The sequence below is a fragment of the Georgenia sp. EYE_87 genome (assembly GCF_023148685.1).
In the GTDB taxonomy this organism is placed as follows: Bacteria; Actinomycetota; Actinomycetes; order Actinomycetales; family Actinomycetaceae; genus Georgenia.
Genome location: NZ_JAHXNL010000023.1, coordinates 1 through 17,381 on the forward strand (window position 1 = coordinate 1; position 17,381 = coordinate 17,381).

Annotated in this window: 19 protein-coding genes; 6 read left to right on the forward strand and 13 right to left on the reverse strand. The window is 74.9% G+C overall.

The window, feature by feature from the left end:
- Window positions 1-132 precede the first annotated feature (132 nt).
- A complete protein-coding gene (locus KZX45_RS19375; RefSeq protein ID WP_248259400.1) occupies window positions 133-348 on the forward strand; it encodes a hypothetical protein in 216 nt (71 codons plus the stop codon).
- A 195-nt stretch (window positions 349-543) separates the two neighbouring features.
- Entirely contained in the window at window positions 544-1,398 is an 855-nt protein-coding gene (locus KZX45_RS19380; RefSeq protein WP_248259401.1) for a Rieske 2Fe-2S domain-containing protein, read from the forward strand.
- 9 nt (window positions 1,399-1,407) lie between these two features.
- Here KZX45_RS19380 and KZX45_RS19385 read toward each other — a convergent pair whose 3' ends face one another.
- The 7 genes from KZX45_RS19385 to idi are packed head-to-tail and all read right to left on the reverse strand — an operon-like array spanning window position 1,408 to window position 7,287.
- Window positions 1,408-2,304, reverse strand: a complete 897-nt coding sequence (locus tag KZX45_RS19385; protein WP_248259402.1) for a prenyltransferase — start codon at window positions 2,302-2,304, stop codon at window positions 1,408-1,410.
- A complete protein-coding gene (locus tag KZX45_RS19390; protein ID WP_248259403.1) occupies window positions 2,301-2,690 on the reverse strand; it encodes a lycopene cyclase domain-containing protein in 390 nt (129 codons plus the stop codon). Before KZX45_RS19390 ends, KZX45_RS19385 begins: the two co-directional genes overlap by 4 nt.
- On the reverse strand, window positions 2,687-3,016 hold the full coding sequence (locus tag KZX45_RS19395) for a lycopene cyclase domain-containing protein (protein ID WP_248259404.1): 330 nt from the start codon (window positions 3,014-3,016) through the stop codon (window positions 2,687-2,689). Before KZX45_RS19395 ends, KZX45_RS19390 begins: the two co-directional genes overlap by 4 nt.
- Entirely contained in the window at window positions 3,013-4,686 is a 1,674-nt protein-coding gene (gene crtI, locus KZX45_RS19400; RefSeq protein ID WP_374112622.1) for a phytoene desaturase family protein, read from the reverse strand. Before crtI ends, KZX45_RS19395 begins: the two co-directional genes overlap by 4 nt.
- A gap of 20 nt (window positions 4,687-4,706) precedes the next feature.
- Window positions 4,707-5,651 (reverse strand): squalene/phytoene synthase family protein, encoded by a 945-nt coding sequence (locus KZX45_RS19405; RefSeq protein WP_248259405.1) that lies wholly within the window; start codon window positions 5,649-5,651, stop codon window positions 4,707-4,709.
- Window positions 5,648-6,718: a polyprenyl synthetase family protein gene (locus KZX45_RS19410; RefSeq protein ID WP_248259406.1), complete on the reverse strand. Its 1,071-nt coding sequence runs from the start codon at window positions 6,716-6,718 to the stop codon at window positions 5,648-5,650. The genes KZX45_RS19405 and KZX45_RS19410 overlap by 4 nt, the downstream gene beginning before the upstream one ends.
- The gene (idi, locus tag KZX45_RS19415) at window positions 6,715-7,287 is read right to left on the reverse strand and encodes an isopentenyl-diphosphate Delta-isomerase (RefSeq protein ID WP_248259407.1); all 573 of its coding nucleotides are present in this window, start codon (window positions 7,285-7,287) and stop codon (window positions 6,715-6,717) included. Before idi ends, KZX45_RS19410 begins: the two co-directional genes overlap by 4 nt.
- Window positions 7,288-7,361: 74 nt before the next feature.
- Between idi and KZX45_RS19420 the strand changes: the two genes are divergently transcribed.
- Window positions 7,362-7,895, forward strand: coding sequence for a MarR family winged helix-turn-helix transcriptional regulator (locus tag KZX45_RS19420; RefSeq protein ID WP_248259408.1), 534 nt, complete (start codon window positions 7,362-7,364; stop codon window positions 7,893-7,895).
- A 14-nt stretch (window positions 7,896-7,909) separates the two neighbouring features.
- Here KZX45_RS19420 and KZX45_RS19425 read toward each other — a convergent pair whose 3' ends face one another.
- The 6 genes from KZX45_RS19425 to KZX45_RS19450 form a co-directional block, all read right to left on the reverse strand.
- Window positions 7,910-8,785, reverse strand: a complete 876-nt coding sequence (locus KZX45_RS19425; RefSeq protein ID WP_282453947.1) for an anti-sigma factor — start codon at window positions 8,783-8,785, stop codon at window positions 7,910-7,912.
- Window positions 8,772-9,332, reverse strand: coding sequence for a sigma-70 family RNA polymerase sigma factor (locus KZX45_RS19430; RefSeq protein ID WP_248259409.1), 561 nt, complete (start codon window positions 9,330-9,332; stop codon window positions 8,772-8,774). The genes KZX45_RS19425 and KZX45_RS19430 overlap by 14 nt, the downstream gene beginning before the upstream one ends.
- Before the next feature lie 55 nt (window positions 9,333-9,387).
- Window positions 9,388-10,134, reverse strand: coding sequence for a class F sortase (locus KZX45_RS20130; RefSeq protein ID WP_282453948.1), 747 nt, complete (start codon window positions 10,132-10,134; stop codon window positions 9,388-9,390).
- A gap of 17 nt (window positions 10,135-10,151) precedes the next feature.
- The gene (locus tag KZX45_RS19440) at window positions 10,152-10,967 is read right to left on the reverse strand and encodes a DUF4397 domain-containing protein (protein ID WP_248259410.1); all 816 of its coding nucleotides are present in this window, start codon (window positions 10,965-10,967) and stop codon (window positions 10,152-10,154) included.
- A 629-nt stretch (window positions 10,968-11,596) separates the two neighbouring features.
- A complete protein-coding gene (locus KZX45_RS19445) occupies window positions 11,597-12,385 on the reverse strand; it encodes a TspO/MBR family protein (RefSeq protein ID WP_248259436.1) in 789 nt (262 codons plus the stop codon).
- 145 nt (window positions 12,386-12,530) lie between these two features.
- A complete protein-coding gene (locus KZX45_RS19450; protein WP_248259411.1) occupies window positions 12,531-14,054 on the reverse strand; it encodes an SDR family oxidoreductase in 1,524 nt (507 codons plus the stop codon).
- A gap of 137 nt (window positions 14,055-14,191) precedes the next feature.
- Here KZX45_RS19450 and KZX45_RS19455 point away from each other — a divergent pair, with 137 nt between their 5' ends.
- The 3 genes from KZX45_RS19455 to KZX45_RS19465 all read left to right on the forward strand — a co-directional run bounded on the left by KZX45_RS19455 (window position 14,192) and on the right by KZX45_RS19465 (window position 17,372).
- Window positions 14,192-14,890, forward strand: coding sequence for a hypothetical protein (locus KZX45_RS19455; RefSeq protein ID WP_248259412.1), 699 nt, complete (start codon window positions 14,192-14,194; stop codon window positions 14,888-14,890).
- Window positions 14,887-15,648, forward strand: a complete 762-nt coding sequence (locus tag KZX45_RS19460; protein WP_248259413.1) for a glycosyltransferase family 2 protein — start codon at window positions 14,887-14,889, stop codon at window positions 15,646-15,648. The genes KZX45_RS19455 and KZX45_RS19460 overlap by 4 nt, the downstream gene beginning before the upstream one ends.
- An 80-nt stretch (window positions 15,649-15,728) precedes the next feature.
- Window positions 15,729-17,372 (forward strand): DNA repair helicase XPB, encoded by a 1,644-nt coding sequence (locus KZX45_RS19465; protein ID WP_248259414.1) that lies wholly within the window; start codon window positions 15,729-15,731, stop codon window positions 17,370-17,372.
- The last annotated feature ends 9 nt before the right edge of the window (window positions 17,373-17,381 follow it).

A 17,381-nucleotide genomic window follows, 5' to 3' on the forward strand; every position in this document is an offset into this window, starting at 1 on the left:
CCGGGCCCTCCCCCCGCGGGCCCGCGTTCCTTCCCCGCCGGGGGGGGGGGGGGGGGGGGGGGCCCCCCCCCCCCCCCCCCCCCCCGCACCGATGCGGGACCAAGGCCGCGGCCAAGTCAGAGGAGGAGAGCAATGCGCAACCGCATCATGGCACTGGGTGCGTCCGTCCTGGCGTTCCTGGCCGTCGGCCTGGCGAGCGCGACGACGGCGTCGGCCGCGCCGATCACCTGTCCCGGCGGCCAGACCGTCACGAAGACGGCGGACGGTTGGGACTGCATCAACAACGGCGGCAACGACTCGAACGCGGAGAACCCGAAGAACCCCAACGCGGGCAAGGACAAGTTCTGAGCCGAAGCGCCTCCGGGCCGCGGGCGCACACCGGGCGCTCGTGGCCCTTCATGTGTGTCCGGTCCCCTTCGTGGGTGTTCGAGGCAGGGTGAGCCAGACCCCGCTGACGCCGTCGCCCGGGAGAGGGAGCCCTCGACGGGCGCACCTCCACGGCCCTGGCTACGCTCGCGGCACGACGACCCGGTAGGAGGACCCATGTTCTTCGCGCAGGCGATCCGCTCCCTCGAGAAGGCCAAGGTGCTGGACCCGGTGATCGACGCCGTGGTCGGTGCCGTCAACTCCGTGCTCCCGCCGGGCGAGGCCAAGGACGTCCTGCACGGCAAACCCCTGGGCCACGCCCTGCACCCGATGCTCGTGGCGCTGCCCATCGGCCTCAACGTGGGCGTGGCGATCCTCGACCTGACCGGCGGCGCGGCGGCGCGCCCCGCCGCCCAGCGGCTCCTGGGCGCGGCCCTGCTCAGCGTGCCCCCGACGGCGGCCGCCGGACTGGCGGACTGGTCCGAGCTCGGGACGGCGAAGCGACCCAAACGGGTCGGGCTCGTCCACGCCGGCTCGAACGTCGTCGCGTCGTCGTTCTTCGCGGCGAGCTGGCTCGCCCGGCGAGCCGACCGGCACGCCACCGGCCAGGTGCTCTCGCTGCTGGGGCTGACCGGGCTCGCCGTCGGCGGGTACCTCGGCGGGCACCTGGCCTACGCCCAGGGCGTGGCGGTCAACCGCAACGCCGACCGCACCCCCAAGCCGAACGAGTGGCGGGACGCCGCGGCCGTGTCGGACCTCGACGCCGGGATGGTCCGCGTGGAGGTCTCCGGGCAGCCGGTGCTCATCGCCCGCCACGAGGGCGAGCTCTACGCCACCGGCGCGGTGTGCTCGCACATGGGCGGACCGCTCGAGGAGGGCGAGATCGAGAACGACTGCGTCGTCTGCCCGTGGCACGGCAGCCACTTCCGCCTCGCCGACGGCGAGGTCGCCCGCGGCCCGGCCAGCGTCGGCATCCTCTCCTACGACGTGCGCGTCACCGGCGACCGGGTCGAGGTCCGCGCCCGCACCTGATCAGCGCCGTCAGGCCCAGCCGAACCCGATGACGATCAGCAGCTGGGTGACGAGGAAGCCGCTGACCAGGTTCAGCCAGAGGAAGCGCCGCCACCCGGGCCGGGCACGCTCGCACTCGGCGTCGGTGAGGTTCCGGAACGGCGCGATGCTGGCCACGTACAGGAGCGGGACGACGGCGGCGAGCGCGCCGGGCCAGCCGGCCAGGAGCACCACGGCGGCGGCGAGCGCGTAGCCCGCCATCGCCGCCCGCACGGTCCGCCGGGCGCCGAGCCAGGTGGCGACGGAGGCGATGCCGCCCTCACGGTCGGCGACGATGTCCTGCACCGCCCCGAACGCCTGGGACGCCATCCCCCACAGGAAGAACGCGGCCATCGCGGCGACCACCGGCCGGCTCGGCTGCGCGCCCGCCAGGGCCAGCCCGAACACGGCCGGGCTGACGAAGTGGGTGGCGGAGGTCATCGAGTCCAGGACCGGGCGCTCCTTGAACCGCAGGCCCTTCGCCGAGTACGCGACGACGGCAAACACGGAGAGCGCCAGCACAGCCGTGGACACGACCGTCCCCACGGCGACGAGGTAGACGAGGAACGGCAGGTTCGTGACGGCGGCGGCGACCAGGACGAGCCGGTGCCAGCGCCGGTCGAGGACCACACCCTCGACGCCGCCCTTGCGCGGGTTGCGCAGGTCCGACTCGTAGTCGAAGACGTCGTTGATGCCGTACATCGCGAGGTTGTACGGCACGAGGAAGTACAGCGTCCCGACGACGAGCGGCAGGTCGACCCGGCCGGTGGCCAGCACGTAGGCGGCCGCGAAGGGGTAGGCGGTGTTGATCCAGCTGATCGGCCGGGACGCGCCGAGCAGCTGGCGCACCGCCCCGCCGGGTGTGGCCCGGGACGTGGTGGCGCTCATCGCCGCTCCCCCGCCCGGTCCCCGGCCGGGCCGTCGGCGGTCCCCGCCCCCGGCGCGCCCGCCCGCGTGGGCCCCGAGTCTCGGCTCCGCCGTCCGAGCGCCACCCACAGCGAGGGCAGGAGCACGGCCGCGGCGAGCGGCCAGGCGAAGTCCTCCACCGGGGCGAGGAGCACCCGAACCCCGGAGAGGGCCGACTCGTCGTAGCGGAAGAGGTCGGCGGCGATCATCACGGAGTCGAAGACGGCGGTGAGCACGGCGAGGGTCAGCGCCACGAGCCCGACGGCGCCGCGCCAGCGCATCGAGGGCGGCCACGTCGGCAGCAGGCAGAGCGCGGCCACGAGGCACGCGCCGGCCACGAAGACCAGCGCCATCGTCGCGTAGCTCATCGCCCCTCCTCCGGCACCCGCACGAAGAACCTCGTCACGAGGCCGTACAGCACCATCGTGAGGTAGCACAGGAAGGTGATGAAGACGAGCTCCTCGACCGGCAGGTGCGGGAGGAGCTCGACGCCGCTGAGCGCCTCGCCCTGACCGCGCCCGTAGAAGCCGAGGCTGATGGCGACGAGGTCCCACAGCAGGAAGAACGCGACGCCGACGGCCAGCACCAGGGCGCCGCGGCGGGCGTCGGCGAAGAGGAACAGCCGGAAGCGGCGGTCGAGCAGCACCATGCACCCGAGCGAGACGAGCAGGACGGCGAGGTAGAGCCAGCTCACAGCGGCACCGCCAGCGGCTCGGTGGTGCGGTCCCCGCGCAGGCGCTTGAGCATGATCTCCGCGCTGATCAGGCACATCGGCAGGCCGACGCCCGGGATGGTGCTCGACCCGGCGTAGTAGAGCCCGGCGACCCGCCGGGAGGCGTTGCGCCCGCGCAGGAACGCGCTCTGGCGCAACGTGTGCGCGGGGCCGAGCGCCCCGCCGGACCACGCGTTGAGGTCGGCGGCGAAGTCGCCGGGGCCCACGGTGCGGCGCAGGACGATCCGCTCGCGCAGGTCCGGCACGCCGGCCCACGCGGCGAGCTGGTCGATCGCGGCGTCGGCCACCCGCTCCACCGCGGGGTCGCCCGCACCGTCGATCCCGCCGCGGCCGAGGCCGGGGTCGGGCGGGACCGGGACCAGGACGAACACGTTCTCGTGCCCGGCCGGCGCCACGGAGGGGTCGGTGCGCGAGGGCGTGCACACGTACGCCGACGCGGGATCCGGCACCCGGGTCTCGGCGCCGAAGATCGCCGCGAAGTTCTGCTCCCAGTCGGCCGTGAAGAACAGCGAGTGGTGCGCGAGCTCGGGCAGCTCCCCGCGCACCCCCAGATAGACCAGCACGGCGCCGGGGCCCGGGTCGCGCCGGTCCCAGTACCGCTGCGGGTAGGTCTGCAGCGCGGGCGGCAGCAGCTCGGTCTCGAGGTGGTGCAGGTCCGCGGCGCCGACGACGACGTCCGCCTCGCTCAGGTGCTCGGCCCCGGCCCCGTCGCGCCACCGGACGCCCGTGACCCGGGCGCGGCGTCCGCCCGCCCGCCCGGCCGTGCCACGCCCGGGCCGCCGGCGCCGACGACGGCCCGGCAGCTCCGCCGTCGTCACCGCGGTGACCGTGGCCCCGGTGCGCAGGGTCGCGCCCTCCCGCTCGGCCAGCCGCGCGACGGCCTCGATCAGGGTGGTGAAGCCGCCCTGGGGGTAGAGCACGCCGTCGGCGAGGTCGAGGTGGCTCATCAGGTGGTACATGCTCGGCGCGCGGTCGGGCGAGGAGCCGAGGAAGACGGCCGGGTAGCCGAGGATCTGCCGCAGCCGCGGGTCCGCGAACGAGCGGGCGACGTGGGCGCCCAGCGGGCGCAGCAGCAGCTCGACGAGCCGCCGGGACCGCCGCAGCACGTCCGGCCGCACGAGCGTGGTGAGCGACTCGAAGGAGCTGTACAGGAAGCGCCGGACCGCGAGGTCGTAGGCCTCCCGCGCCGAGGCGAGGTAGGCGCGCAGCTGCTCGCCCGCGCCGGGCTCGAGCGCCTCGAAGGTGGCGACGTTGGCGGCGAGGTCCGCGCGCACGTCCACCGGCTCGGGGTGGTCCTCGAAGAAGACCCGGTAGCCGGGGTCGAGGCGCTCCAGGTCGAGCTGCTCGGTGGCGGAGGTGCCGAGCAGGGAGAAGAAGTGGTCGAACACCTCGGGCATGAGGTACCAGCTCGGTCCGGTGTCGAACCGGAACCCGTCGCGCTCCCAGGAGCCGGCGCGCCCGCCGAGGGCGTCGCGCTGCTCGAGGAGCTCGACGTCGTACCCGTCGCGGGCGAGCAGCGCCGCCGAGGCGAGCCCGGCGATCCCGCCGCCGACGACGACGGCGGTGCGCCGCCGCCCGCCGTGGGGCCCCCGGCCGGGCGTCCGGGTGGCCGCCCGGGCGCCTGCGGGCACCGCGGCCGCCGCCGGGCGCATCACCGGGCCCCGCGGGCGAGGGAGCGGGCCAGCACGAGCGCCTTGCGCGGGGCCGGGACGCGGACCCGTCGGGTGCGGATCTCGGCGGCCGGCGTCGTCCGCAGGCGCGCCGAGAGCTCGGCGAAGAGGCCGTGGGCGGCGAGGACGGCGGCCCGGCTGCTCGGCGGGAGCCGGGTGGCGACGGCGGCCGCGGCGGCGAGGTCGGCGTCGATGTCGTCGAGGAGGTGGTCGCGGTGGGCGTCGGTGAAGCGGTCCACGTCCAGGCCGGGGAAGTAGGTGCGGCCGAGGGCGTCGTGGTCGTCCGCGAGGTCGCGCAGGAAGTTGACCTTCTGGAAGGCGGCGCCGAGGCGGCGGGCGCCGGGGGCGAGCTCCTCGTAGACGAGGTGGCGGCCGTCGGGCGCGGCGACGAAGACGCGCAGGCACATCAGCCCGACGACCTCCGCGGAGCCGTAGACGTAGGCGTCCAGGCTGGTGGGGTCGTGCGCGGTGACGGACAGGTCCGTGCGCATGGAGGCGAAGAAGGGCGCCACGAGGTCGGCGCCGATGCCGGCGCGGCGGGCGGTGAGCGCGAACGCGTGGATCACCAGGTTGGTGCTGTGCCCGGTGGCGAGCGTCCGGTAGGTCTCCTCCTCGAGCTCGTGCAGCAGGTGGCCGGCGCGCTCGGGGTCGGTGGCTCCCACGGGCCCGTCGACGATCTCGTCGGCCAGCCGGACGAGGGCGTAGATGTTGCGCACCGCGGTGCGGACAGGTTCGCGCAGCAGCCGGCAGGCCCAGCCGAAGGAGGTCGAGTACCCGTCGATGACGGCCGCGGCGCTGCGCTGGGCGACGGCGTCGTACAGGGGGTCGGCGGAGACCAGGTGCAGCGGCGGCGCCGACGGGGCGGCGAGCTCCTCGACCTGCCGACGGCGCTGGTGCGGCGGACGGGCGGGGACGGGGGCGCTCATGCGGCTCTCCGGAGGAGGTCTCGGGTCAGGGCGACGACGCCGTCGAGGAACTCCCCGGGCAGGCCCGTCTCCCGCACGACGTTCAGGGCGGTGTCGAGGTAGCCGGCGGCGAGGTCCTCGATGAAGTCGCGGGAGCCGCAGTCGACGAGGAGCTCGCGCACCCGGTCGGCGCGGGCCTCGTCGAGGGCGGGGTCGCCGAAGAACGGGGCGATCGCCTCCCACGCCTGGGTGCTGCGCGCGTGGGCGATCAGCGGGGTGTGCTTGCCCTCGCGCAGGTCGGTCAGGGCGCTCTTGCCCGTGACGGCCTCGTCGCCGAAGACCCCCTGGAGGTCGTCGATCAGCTGGAAGGCGATGCCGACCAGCCGGCCGATCTCGCCGAGGCGGCGCACGACCGTCTCCTCGGCCCCGGCCAGCACGGCGCCCGCCTGGAGCGGCAGCTCGAAGGAGTACACCGCCGTCTTGTGCTCGCACATGGTCAGCACGTCGCCGAGCGGGACGTGCTCGTCGTCGAGATCCAGGCTCAGGCGCACGTCGGCGAGCTCGCCGGCGGCGGTGACGTGGACGGTGCGGTCGATCAGGTCGAGCAGCCGCTCGACGGTCGCGGGCGGGGCTCCGCAGCACGCGACGGCGCGGACGGCGGCCACGAGCGCGAGGTCCCCGGCGAGGATGCCGGCGGTGTCGGCGTAGGTGCGGGCGCCGCGGGGGGTCGCACCGGCGGCGGTGGCCGCGGCGGCGAAGGTGCCGGAGACGTTCGGGCGCCCGCGGCGGGTGTGGTCGCCGTCGATGACGTCGTCGTGGATGACGAAGGCGGTGTGCAGCAGCTCGACCGCGGCGCCGACGCGTGCGGCCGGGCCGGGAAGGTGGCCGCCGAGGAGGTCGTGGGCGGTCACGACGAGCGCGGGGCGGAACCGCTTGCCGCCGGCGGAGGCGTCGGTGAGGGCGGACCAGAGGCGCCCGTAGTCGGCGCCGAGGCCTGCGGCGCGGGCGGCCCCGCCGTCGAGCACCTCGGTCAGGGCGGCGTCCGGGGTGGGCCCGGCGGCGGAACCGCGGGGGGCGTCGGCGCTCATCCGGCCAGCTCCTCGTCCAGGCCGCCCGTGGCGGCGTCGTCGGCGTCCGCGAGCGCGTGGACCTGCTCCACCGCCCAGGGGCTCAGCGCCCACGGCGCGACGACGACCAGCCGGCCCAGCTCCTCGGGGTCCACCCAGCGCTGGTCCATGACCTCGTCCGGGTTGGGCTCTGGCTCGTCGTGCGTGAACGCGAAGTACACCGGGCAGATCTCGTTCTCGACGATGCCGGCCGCGTCGACCGCGCGGTAGCGGAACCGCGGCAGGATCACGCGGACGTCGTGGACGGCGAGCCCGAGCTCGTGCCGGGCGTGCCGGGCGACGGCGTCCGCCGGGCGCTCTCCCGAGCGCGGGTGGCCGCAGAAGGAGTTGGTCCACACGCCGGGCCAGCTGCGCTTGGCCAGGGCGCGCCGGGTGAGCAGCACCCGTCCGTCGTCACGGAAGAGGTAGCAGGAGAACGCCAGGTGCAGCGGGGTGCTTCCCGAGTGCACCGTGGCGCGCGGCGCGACGCCGAGTGGGCGGGCGTCGTCGTCGACGAGGACAACGTGGTCGAGCGGGACCGGGCCGGACATCGCCCTCACCTCTTCCAGATGTCGCCCAGCGATTGCTAGCCAGGCTAGATAGTTTCCAAGGTAGCATAATGGTCATGAGTCACAATCCCGCGACGGACCGGCCGCCGGACGCCAGCCCGTCCTACTGGTACGACGGCGACGGCGTGGTGGAGATGCTCGCCGCGCTGCGTGCCTTCCGCCGCGCCGACCAGGAGATGCGCCGGCGGATGAGCGCCGACATGGACATGAACGTGACCGACCTGCAGGCCCTGCAGCTCATCATCGCGGCGGAGAACCACGGCCGCACGGTGACGCCGCGCGAGCTCGCCTCGCACCTGCACATCTCGACGGCCTCGACGACGAAGCTGCTCGACCGGCTGACCGCGTCGGGGCACCTGACGCGGTCCCCGCACCCCTCCGACCGGCGCTCCCTGGTGGTGGTCCCCACCGAGCACGCGCACCGAGAGGTGCGCGGCCGCCTCGCCCGGATGCACGAGCGCATGCGGGAGATCGCCGGCACGGTTCCCGAGCCGGCGCGCCCCGCCGTCGTCGCCTTCCTGAGGGCCATGGCCGAGCAGCTGGACCAGGAGGGTGCACCCGCGCCGCTCACCCCCCACCCGAGGACCTGAGCGCGCGGACATCGTCAGACCAGCCGGCCCCGGACGATGCTGTCCCCGCTGTGGGCCGGGTCGCCGTCGTACGGCTCGTCGGAGACGTCGACCACGGGGTACTCGCCGATGTCCAGGCTGTCGGGGATGTCGAAGACCCCCTCGGCGCCGCTCAGGATGCCGAGGCTGACGAGGCGCTGGGCCTCCGCGTCGAGGAGCCACACCTCCAGGTAGCCGCTCTCGCCGGGGTCGGCGAGCTCGACCCGGAGCACGCGGCGTCCGTCCACCTGCTGCACGGCGGCCGTGCCGGTGACCTCGCGGCCGGGCAGCGGATCGAGCACCGCGGTGGCCACCACCGGCGCCTCGGGCTCCCGGTCCGTGATGTTCATGGCGAGCGCGGTGCCGCCGACCCCGAGGAGGAAGCTCGCGGCGGCGACCCACGCGGTACGGCGGCGCCACCACGGCACGCCCGCCGGGCGGGCGGTCATCGGGGCGCGCCGCTCCCCCGTGGCCGGTGCACTCGGTCCCGCGGGCGGGGCGGGCCGAGCGGGCGGAGCCGTCGGCTGCGAGGCCGGCGCGGGCTCCGCGACCGGGGCGGGCTCCGCAGCCGGCGCGGGCTGCGCTGCCGGGGCGGGCGCGGCGGGCTCCGCAGCCGGCGCGGGCTGCGCTGCCGGGGCGGGCGCGGCGGGCTCCTCCGTCAGCTCGAGCTCGGCGGCGATCCGCTGCCAGACGTGCTCGCCCGGACGCTCGAGCGTGGCGGCCCCGCCGCCGCGGGCGGTCACGGTGACCCGCTCGAGCGCGGCCACCTCGTCCCGGCACCGCTCGCACCCGCCCAGGTGCGCCTCGGCCTCGGGGGCGATGGGCTCGCCGAGCGCGCGGAGGGCGACCGTCTCGTCGTCAAGATGCGACATCTGCCACCTCCAGCCTCGTGCGCAGCCGTCCCAGGCTCCGTCTGATGTGTGATTTCACCGTGCCGAGCGGCAGCCCGACGCGGTCGGCGATCTCGACGTGCGTCAGCTCGTCGAAGAACGCGAGTCTCATGATCTCCCCCTGCGGCTCCCCCAGGTGCCCGAGCGCGTCGGCGACGACCACCTGCTCCACCACCCGGGTGGGATCGTCCGACGGCGGCGCGACCTCCTCCACCGTGCGGGTCGCGGCGTCCGCCGCGCGACGTTCGCGCGCCCGCCGGGCGTGCAGGTCGGCCACGGTGTTGCGGGTGATGCCGACCAGCCACGCCTGGAGCGGCGCGCGCGCCGGGTCGAACCCCGCGCGCCCCCGCCAGGCGGCCACGAAGACCTGCTGGGTCGCGTCCTCGGCGTCGGCCACCGAGCCGAGCGAGCGCCGCGCGATCGTGTAGACCAGCGGGGAGAAGCGCTCGTACAGCTCGCGCACGGCCTCCTGCCGGCCCTCCCGGAAGGCGGCCTCGAGGGCGACGCGGGCGTCGTCGTCGTCGTCCACACGCACCTCCCTCGGCCGTACTCCGGTCGGGGAAATGCCCGCCGTGGCGGTGAGACTACCCATCGAGTGGCCTCGCCGACACCACAACGTTGTCGTCGTAGCTCTGCCGCGCATCGTCCCACCGCCCGCCGCACGTGAACAGGACGAGCTGGGGAGCGCCGTCGCGCCGGAAGTACTGCTCGAGGTCGATGACGTCCTTGCCCACGTTCTGCACCGTGGTCACCTCGTACGTGAGGACGACGCCGTCCGCGCGGCCCACCGTCACCCGGTCGCCGGGGCGAGCGTCCTTGAGGTCGTAGAACGGGCCGCGCGGGGTGACGTACGAACCGGCGTGGGCGGCGATGACGGCCGTCCCCTCCTCGTCGCCGACGGTCGGGCCGAAGCGGTACCAGCCCGCCTCGAGGGCGTCGGGGAGAACCTCCATCTGACCGTCCTCGGCCACGCCGACCGGGGCGACGGGCATGTCGATCCCCAGCGCGTCGTAGACGAGACGCGTGGGCGGCTCCGGCGCGGCGGAGATCTGACCGGTGTGCCGGGCGTTACGCACCGGGATCTCCGCCGCGGCCGGAGCCTGGGGGGCAGCGCCTGCCGGTGCGGGCACGGCCGACGCTGCCGTCTCGGGGGCCGGGCCGGCGGGTTCGCCGGACGCCGTCCCGGGGTCTGCGGGAGCGGTACCGGCCGAGCTGGGGGACCCGGCCGGCACCGCCGTCGTGGGGGCGGGCTGCCCGGAGAGGTCCGAGCAGCCCGCGAGGAGGGCGGGGCCGAGCAGCAGGGCCGCGATGGTCGTGGTCACGGTGCGCATGTCCCGCCCTCCTTGTCTCAGCGCTGGCGGGCGACGGCGAGGCGACGGGCGCCCAGGACGCCGGCCGTGCCGAGCACCAGAGCCAGACCGGCCCAGGCCGCCGGGAACATCCCGGCCTCCTCGGTCACCTGGACCTGACCGGTGGGCACGCCGTTGGGTGCGGAGTGCAGCCCCTCGATCGTCTGGGTGGCGAGGGCGAGGTTGCCGTCCTCCAGGCTGCCCCAGGCGTAGACGAAGGTCGCGACGCCGTCGGCGACCTCCACGTCGGCCGGGCCGATCACCGGGTCGGTCGTCCCGGTCGCGGCGACGGCCGCCGGGACCACGCCGGCCGGGAGGTCGAGCGAGGCCTCGTCCGGGTTGGACAGGTCGGTGATGACGGCCTGGTCACCGGCGAGGACGTCGACCGCGGGGGCCGCCGCCACGTGCCGGACGGTCAGGCGGCCCTCCCCCGGGGCGGTGGGCGAGGTGTCGTTGGTGAACAGGGTCGCCGTCGGGTTGCCCTCGGCGTCGAGGTGGGCGGCGGCGGTGTAGCTCGTGCCGGCCTCGAGCGGCAGGTCGACCGGTCCGATCGCCGGCTGACTGTCGTCCGCGGCGTCGGAGGCGGTGATCGCGACGGTGTAGGTGCCCGGCGCGAGGTCGAGGGGCCCGGCCAGCTCGCCGGGGGTGAAGTCGTCGAGGGTGAGCTCACCGTTGACGTAGACATCGACGGTCAGGTCGGGCACCCCGTGCAGCACGGAGAGCGAAGCAGTGTGGTTGTCCGCCGCGGCCGGAGAAGCGGCGAGGGCGAGCAGGGCGAGTCCGAAGCCTCCGCCGAGTGCAGCTGTCTTGCGCATGATGGTCCTCCATGGTCGTGCCCCCGTTCGGGAGCGGGACGTGCTGACATGGAGGTATTCCGGCGGGGGTGCTTCCGCGGATGCAGATTCGTCAGAGCAATTTTTCCGGCCGCCGAGCAGGGGGCCTCAGGTCGTGATCCGCGGGCTGCTTCAGCCCCGCCGTCCGCGTCGACGCCCGCGCCCCGCGGCGCCTGCGCCGGCCGCGCCGGCGGAACGCCACGGCCGCCTTCGAGCCCACACCGATAGCACGGCCACCTTCGAGCCCGCACAAATAAGTGGTCCTGCGCAGCTGAAGTCGATCCAGGCCGACTTGATCTGCGCAGGACCACTGATCGGTCGGACGGGGGCCGTCGGGACACCCGGCGTGCCGCGCGCGCCTTCGGCCCACACCGATAGCACGGCCACCTTCGAGCCCGCACAAATAAGTGGTCCTGCGCAGCTGAAGTCGATCCAGGCCGACTTGATCTGCGCAGGACCACTGATCGGTCGGCCGGGGCCGTCGGGACACCCGGCGCACCACCCGGACCACCCGCCCGACGCACCACCCCGGCCAAGCCGCCTGGCGTACCACCCGGCCAGCCGTCCGGCGTACCCGGCCGGCCGTTCCGGCGGACCAGCCGTCGGCCCGGTCAGGCGTCGCGGCGGCCGGACGCGTCGGTGCGCCGTCCGCGGGTGAGGCGCAGCCCCACCGTCGCCACGGCCACCACCACCGTCGCGACGACCGCGGCCACCGCCGTCGGCGGTGAGAGCGGCTCGCCGGTGGTGCGACCGACGGCGATCCACGACAGGCCCCACACGATCGTGGCCGCGGGCGCGAGCCGACCGCTGCCGAAGACCGCGAGGCCCACGCCCACCGCGGCGACGGCCGCCAGGACGACAGCAGCCCACACCTCCGGCGACAGTCCGAGGCCGGCGAACCCGGCGGCGGCAAGGGTCGCGGCGATGTTGGCGCAGGTGGCAACCGACACCCAGCCGAGGTACAGGCCGAGGGTGCCGTCGACGACCACCGACTCGACCAGGCCGCCGCGCCGGGTGCGCACCAGGCCGACGAAGATCCGCGCCAGCACCGCGAGGAGGACGCCGATGACGAGCACGCTGGGCCACAGCCAGCCGGCCTGGACCACGAGGATCCACGCGGCGTTGAGCAGCATCGAGGCGGCCACCCACCAGCCGATCCGGCGCTGGCGCGGGCCGGCCGCCTGCCCCGGCAGCCACTGCCAGAGCGTGTAGGCCGCCAGCCCGGCGTAGATGACCGACCAGACCGAGAACGCCCCGGTCGCCGGGGCGAGGTGGGTCGCGTCCGCGGAGAGCGCGCCGCCGGCCGCCTCGGCGATCGGTGTGCCGCCGAACGCGCCGACGCCGATCGCCGAGCCGATCAGGCACAGCAGGTAGCTGAGGGTGACGCCGGCCTGACGCAGCCGATCCCGGGACGTCGGCCGGGCCGAGGCGTCCGGCCGGTCCCGGGACGCCCGCCGGTCCCGTGACGCCCGCCGGGCCGGGACGGCCGGCTCCGCCGTCGTTCGCACGGAGTCTTCCGGTGCTGGACGACGCCGCGGGGCGGGGTCAGGCGTCATGGGGTGCCTCGGCGGCCCTGGCGATGTTGCGCTGCATCCCGCCGAAGACGACGCCGTGGAACGGGTACACGGCCCACCAGTACGCCTGCCCGAGCAGGCCGTGCGGGTGGTAGATGGCGCGCTGGCGGAAGAGCGTGCGGCCGTCGTCCTGGTCGGCGACGAGCTCGAGCCAGGCGAGACCGGGCAGGCGCATCTCCGCGCGGAGGCGGAGAAGGTGGCCCTCCTCGATCTTCTCCACCCGCCACCAGTCGAGGGCGTCGCCCACCTGGAGCTCGTGCGGGTGGCGGCGTCCGCGGCGCAGCCCCGGCCCGCCGAAGAGCTTGTCCATGACGCCGCGCGCCACCCAGCCGAGGTTCCACGAGTACCAGCCCTGGGCGCCGCCGATGCCCTCGATGACCTCCCACAGGCGGTCCCGGTCGGCGTCGACGACGGTCTCGCGCTCGTCGACGTACAGGCTGCCGCCGGCCCAGTCCGGGTCGTCGGGCAGGGGGTCGCTCGGCGCGTGCGCGGGCGAGGCGGAGGACCACGTGGTGGCGACCTCGAACTCCCGTACCCGCTGCAGCGCGATCTCCACGGCCCGGTCGAAGCCGAGCAGGCCCTCGGGCGGGTCGGGGACGTAGCGACGGATGTCGTTCTCCTTGGCGACCACCTCGTGGATCAGCGACTCCACCAGCGGCTTCGCCAGCCCGCCGGGCACGGGGGTGACCAGCCCGACCCAGAGGCTGGCCAGCTTGGGCGTCAGGACCGGCACGGTGCGGATGACCCGGGGCGGCAGGCCGGCGACGGCGGCGTAGCGCTGCATCATCTGCCGGTACGTGAGCACGTCCGGGCCGCCGATGTCGAAGGTCCGGCTCACGTCACGCGGGATGTCCGCGGCTCCGACGAGGTATCGCAGCACGTCCCGGACCGCGATCGGCTGGATGCGGTTGTTCAGCCATTTGGGCGCCACCATCGCGGGAAGCCGTTCGGTGAGGTAGCGCATCATCTCGAAAGAGGCGCTGCCGGAGCCGATGATGACGGCGGCCTGGAGCACGACGGTCGGCACGCCGGAGGCCAGGAGGATCTCCCCCACCTCGCGGCGGGAGTCCAGGTGCGGGGAGAGCTCCTCGGACTCGGGGTGCATCCCGCCGAGGTAGACGACGCGGCCCACTCCCGCCTCGCGGGCGGCGACGGCGAAGGCGCGGGCCGTGGCCCGGTCGCGCTGCTCGAACGTGGGGCCGGAGCCGAGGGAGTGGATGAGGTAGTAGGCGACGTCGACGCCGTCCATCGCCGCCGCGATCTGGTCGGCGTCCTGGGCGTCGGCCTGGACGACCTCCACGTCCTCGAACCAGTCGCGACCCTGGAGGCGGTCGGGGTGGCGGGCCATGGCCCGCACGCGGAAGCCCGCGCGCAGCAGCTCGGGGACGAGGCGGCCGCCGATGTAGCCGGTGGCGCCGGTGACGAGGGCGAGGCGGCCCGCGCCGGAGGCCGGGGGCCCCACGTCGGCGTCGGTCCGGCCGTACGGATCTGTCATGGCGCCAGTCTGTGCCGGAGCCGCGGGACCGGCCACCGGTGGGCCGCTGCCCACGGTCTCTCGGATGGTCGGGGCCGTCGCTGTCGCATAAGTTTCTCGCCATCAGCCCGAAACACCCTGAGGCCTGGCAGGTCCGCATGGCGTCTCCACCGCACCGCGAGCGCGCGGACGCACGACCACGTCCGGCGGTCGCGGGCGCACGCCCGACCGCCGGGGCCGGCCACCCCGTCCTCGAACCCGCGAGGGACGCCCGCCCGCTGCGGGAGCGGGCCCGTGAGGTGCTCGAGGTGCCCGGACCGGCCTCCGTGGCGACCGTGGTGCGCGGCCTCGGGGTGCTCACGGCCCTCAGCGTGGTCGCGGCCCTGCCCTGGGGCGTAGTCGGTCTGTCGCTCATGGCTCTGGTACTGCTCGGGGTCACGCTCGCACGGGTGGTCCGGCTATACGGCGGCCTGCAGCTCCTCCTGGACGTCACGCTCCTCGTCGCGGCGTGGGCGGCCCTGCTCCAGCTCTACCAGCGGTGGTGGTGGCTGGACGTCGTCGTGCACGTGGTGGCCACGGGCCTGCTCACGGTGCTAGCGGTGGTGCTGCTCGCGCGGACCGGCCTGCTGCCCACCCCTGCGTCCCGGCGGACGGAGCGGCTCCGGCTGGGCGCCGTCGCGCTCGCCGCCGGGCTGGCGCTCGCCGTGGTGTGGGAGCTCGGCGAGTGGGCCGGACACACCTATCTCGACCCGGAGATCTACGTCAGCGCGGTCGACACGGTGGGCGACCTCGCGGCGGGCGTGCTCGGCGCGGCCGTGGCTGCCTGGTGGCTGGCGACGCGACGGGTCGTCCCGTGACGGGCTCACGCACGGCCGGCCCGGGCGCCCCGCGGATCAGCGTCGTGATCCCCGCCCGCGACGACGCCCCCGCCCTCCGTGTCTGCCTCACGGCCCTCGCGGCCCAGAGCAGGGCCCCGGCGGAGGTGATCGTCGTCGACAACGGCTCGAGCGACGGCACGGCCGCCGTGGCCGCCGAGCTCGGCGCGAGGGTGGTCCGCGAACCGGTGGCCGGCATCCCCCGCGCCGCCGCCGCCGGCTACGACGCGGCCACGGGCGACGTCGTCGCGCGGCTCGACGCCGACACCGTCGTCGGCCCGGACTGGGTGGAGCGCATCGCGGAGATCATGGGCGCCGACGGCGCACCGGTCGCCGTGACGGGGACCGGCCGCTTCTACGGCCTCCCCGCGGCGGCGGCCCGGCCGGCGACCTGGGCCTACCTCGGCGCCTACTACGTGCTGTGCCACGCCGCGCTGGGCCATCACGCCCTCTGGGGGTCCAACATGGCGGTACGCCGCTCCGCCTGGGACGAGGTCCGGGCCGCCGTGCACACCGACGACCCCGAGCTCCACGACGACCTGGACCTCGCGTTCGTGCTCGGTCCCCACCGCCGGATCGTCCTGGACCGCACGCTGCGGGTCCGGGTCTCCGGGCGGTCGGTGCTCGGCGCGGCGCAGTGGCGTCGCCGGATGCGCCGGGCGTGGCGCACGATCCTGCTCAACTGGCAGGGACTCCCCCCGTGGGAACGGTGGGCGGTCCGGCTCCGGCCCTCCGGCTAGAGACCGACGGTCGTGCGGATCACGTCGCGGCAGGGCGCCCGGGCTCGCCCTCACCACCCGGCACGGACGACAATGGACGGATGCCCGACGGCCCCCTGATCGTCCAGTCCGACAAGTCCCTCCTCCTCGAGGTGGACCACCCGCGCGCCACCGAGGCGCGCCGGGCCATCGCCCCGTTCGCCGAGCTCGAGCGCGCCCCGGAGCACGTGCACACCTACCGGCTCACCCCGCTCGGCCTGTGGAACGCCCGCGCCGCCGGCCACGACGCGGAGCAGGTGGTCAGCGCGCTCATCGAGTACTCCCGCTACCCGGTGCCGCACGCGCTCCTGGTGGACGTCGCGGAGACGATGGACCGCTACGGGCGCCTGCAGCTGGTCATGCACCCCACGCACGGCCTGGTCCTGCACGCCCTGGACCGGCCCGTGCTCGAGGAGGTCCTGCGCTCCAAGCGGGTCAAGGGTCTGCTCGGCGAGCGGATCGACGACGAGGACGTCGTCGTCCACCCCTCCGAGCGGGGCCACCTCAAGCAGGTGCTCGTCAAGCTCGGCTGGCCGGCGGAGGACCTCGCCGGGTACGTGGACGGCGAGGCGCACGCCATCGACCTGGAGCAGGACGGGTGGCACCTGCGGCCCTACCAGGAGGAGGCCGTCGACACCTTCTGGCACGGCGGCTCCGGCGTCGTCGTCCTGCCCTGCGGGGCGGGCAAGACGCTGGTCGGCGCCGGCGCGATGGCGCGGTCGAAGACCACCACCCTGATCCTGGTGACCAACACCGTCTCGGCACGGCAGTGGCGCGAGGAGCTGGTCCGGCGCACCACCCTGACCGACGACGAGATCGGCGAGTACTCGGGGGCCCGCAAGGAGGTCCGGCCGGTCACGATCGCCACGTACCAGGTGCTGACCACCCGGCGGAAGGGCGTCTACACCCACCTCGAACTGCTTGACGCCCACGACTGGGGTCTCATCCTCTACGACGAGGTGCACCTGCTGCCGGCGCCGATCTTCCGGATGACGGCGGACCTGCAGGCTCGGCGACGGCTGGGGCTGACCGCGACGCTGGTGCGCGAGGACGGGCGCGAGGACGAGGTGTTCTCGCTCATCGGCCCGAAGCGCTACGACGCGCCGTGGAAGGACATCGAGGCGCAGGGCTACATCGCGCCGGCCGAGTGCGTCGAGGTCCGCCTGACGCTGCCCGAGCACGACCGTCTCGTCTACGCGACGGCGGAGCCGGAGGAGCGGTACCGGCTGGCCGCGTCCGCGCCGGGGAAGACCAGGATCGTCCGTCAGATCCTCGAGCGGCACCCCGGCGAGCAGACCCTGGTCATCGGGCAGTACCTGGACCAGCTCGACGAGCTCTCCGAGTCGCTCGGCGCCCCGCTCATCACCGGGCAGACCACGGTCACCGAGCGGCAGCGGCTGTTCGACGCGTTCCGCACCGGGGAGATCCAGGTGCTCGTGGTGTCCAAGGTCGCGAACTTCTCGATCGACCTGCCGGAGGCGTCCGTGGCGGTGCAGGTGTCGGGGTCGTTCGGGTCGCGGCAGGAGGAAGCCCAGCGCCTGGGCCGCCTGATGCGGCCGAAGGCAGACGGCAGAACCGCACACTTCTACGCCGTGATCGCCCGGGACACCGTGGACCAGGACTTCGCCGCGCACCGCCAGCGGTTCCTCGCCGAGCAGGGGTACGCCTACAAGATCATCGACGCCGAGGACCTCGCGACCGCGTGACGTCGGCGG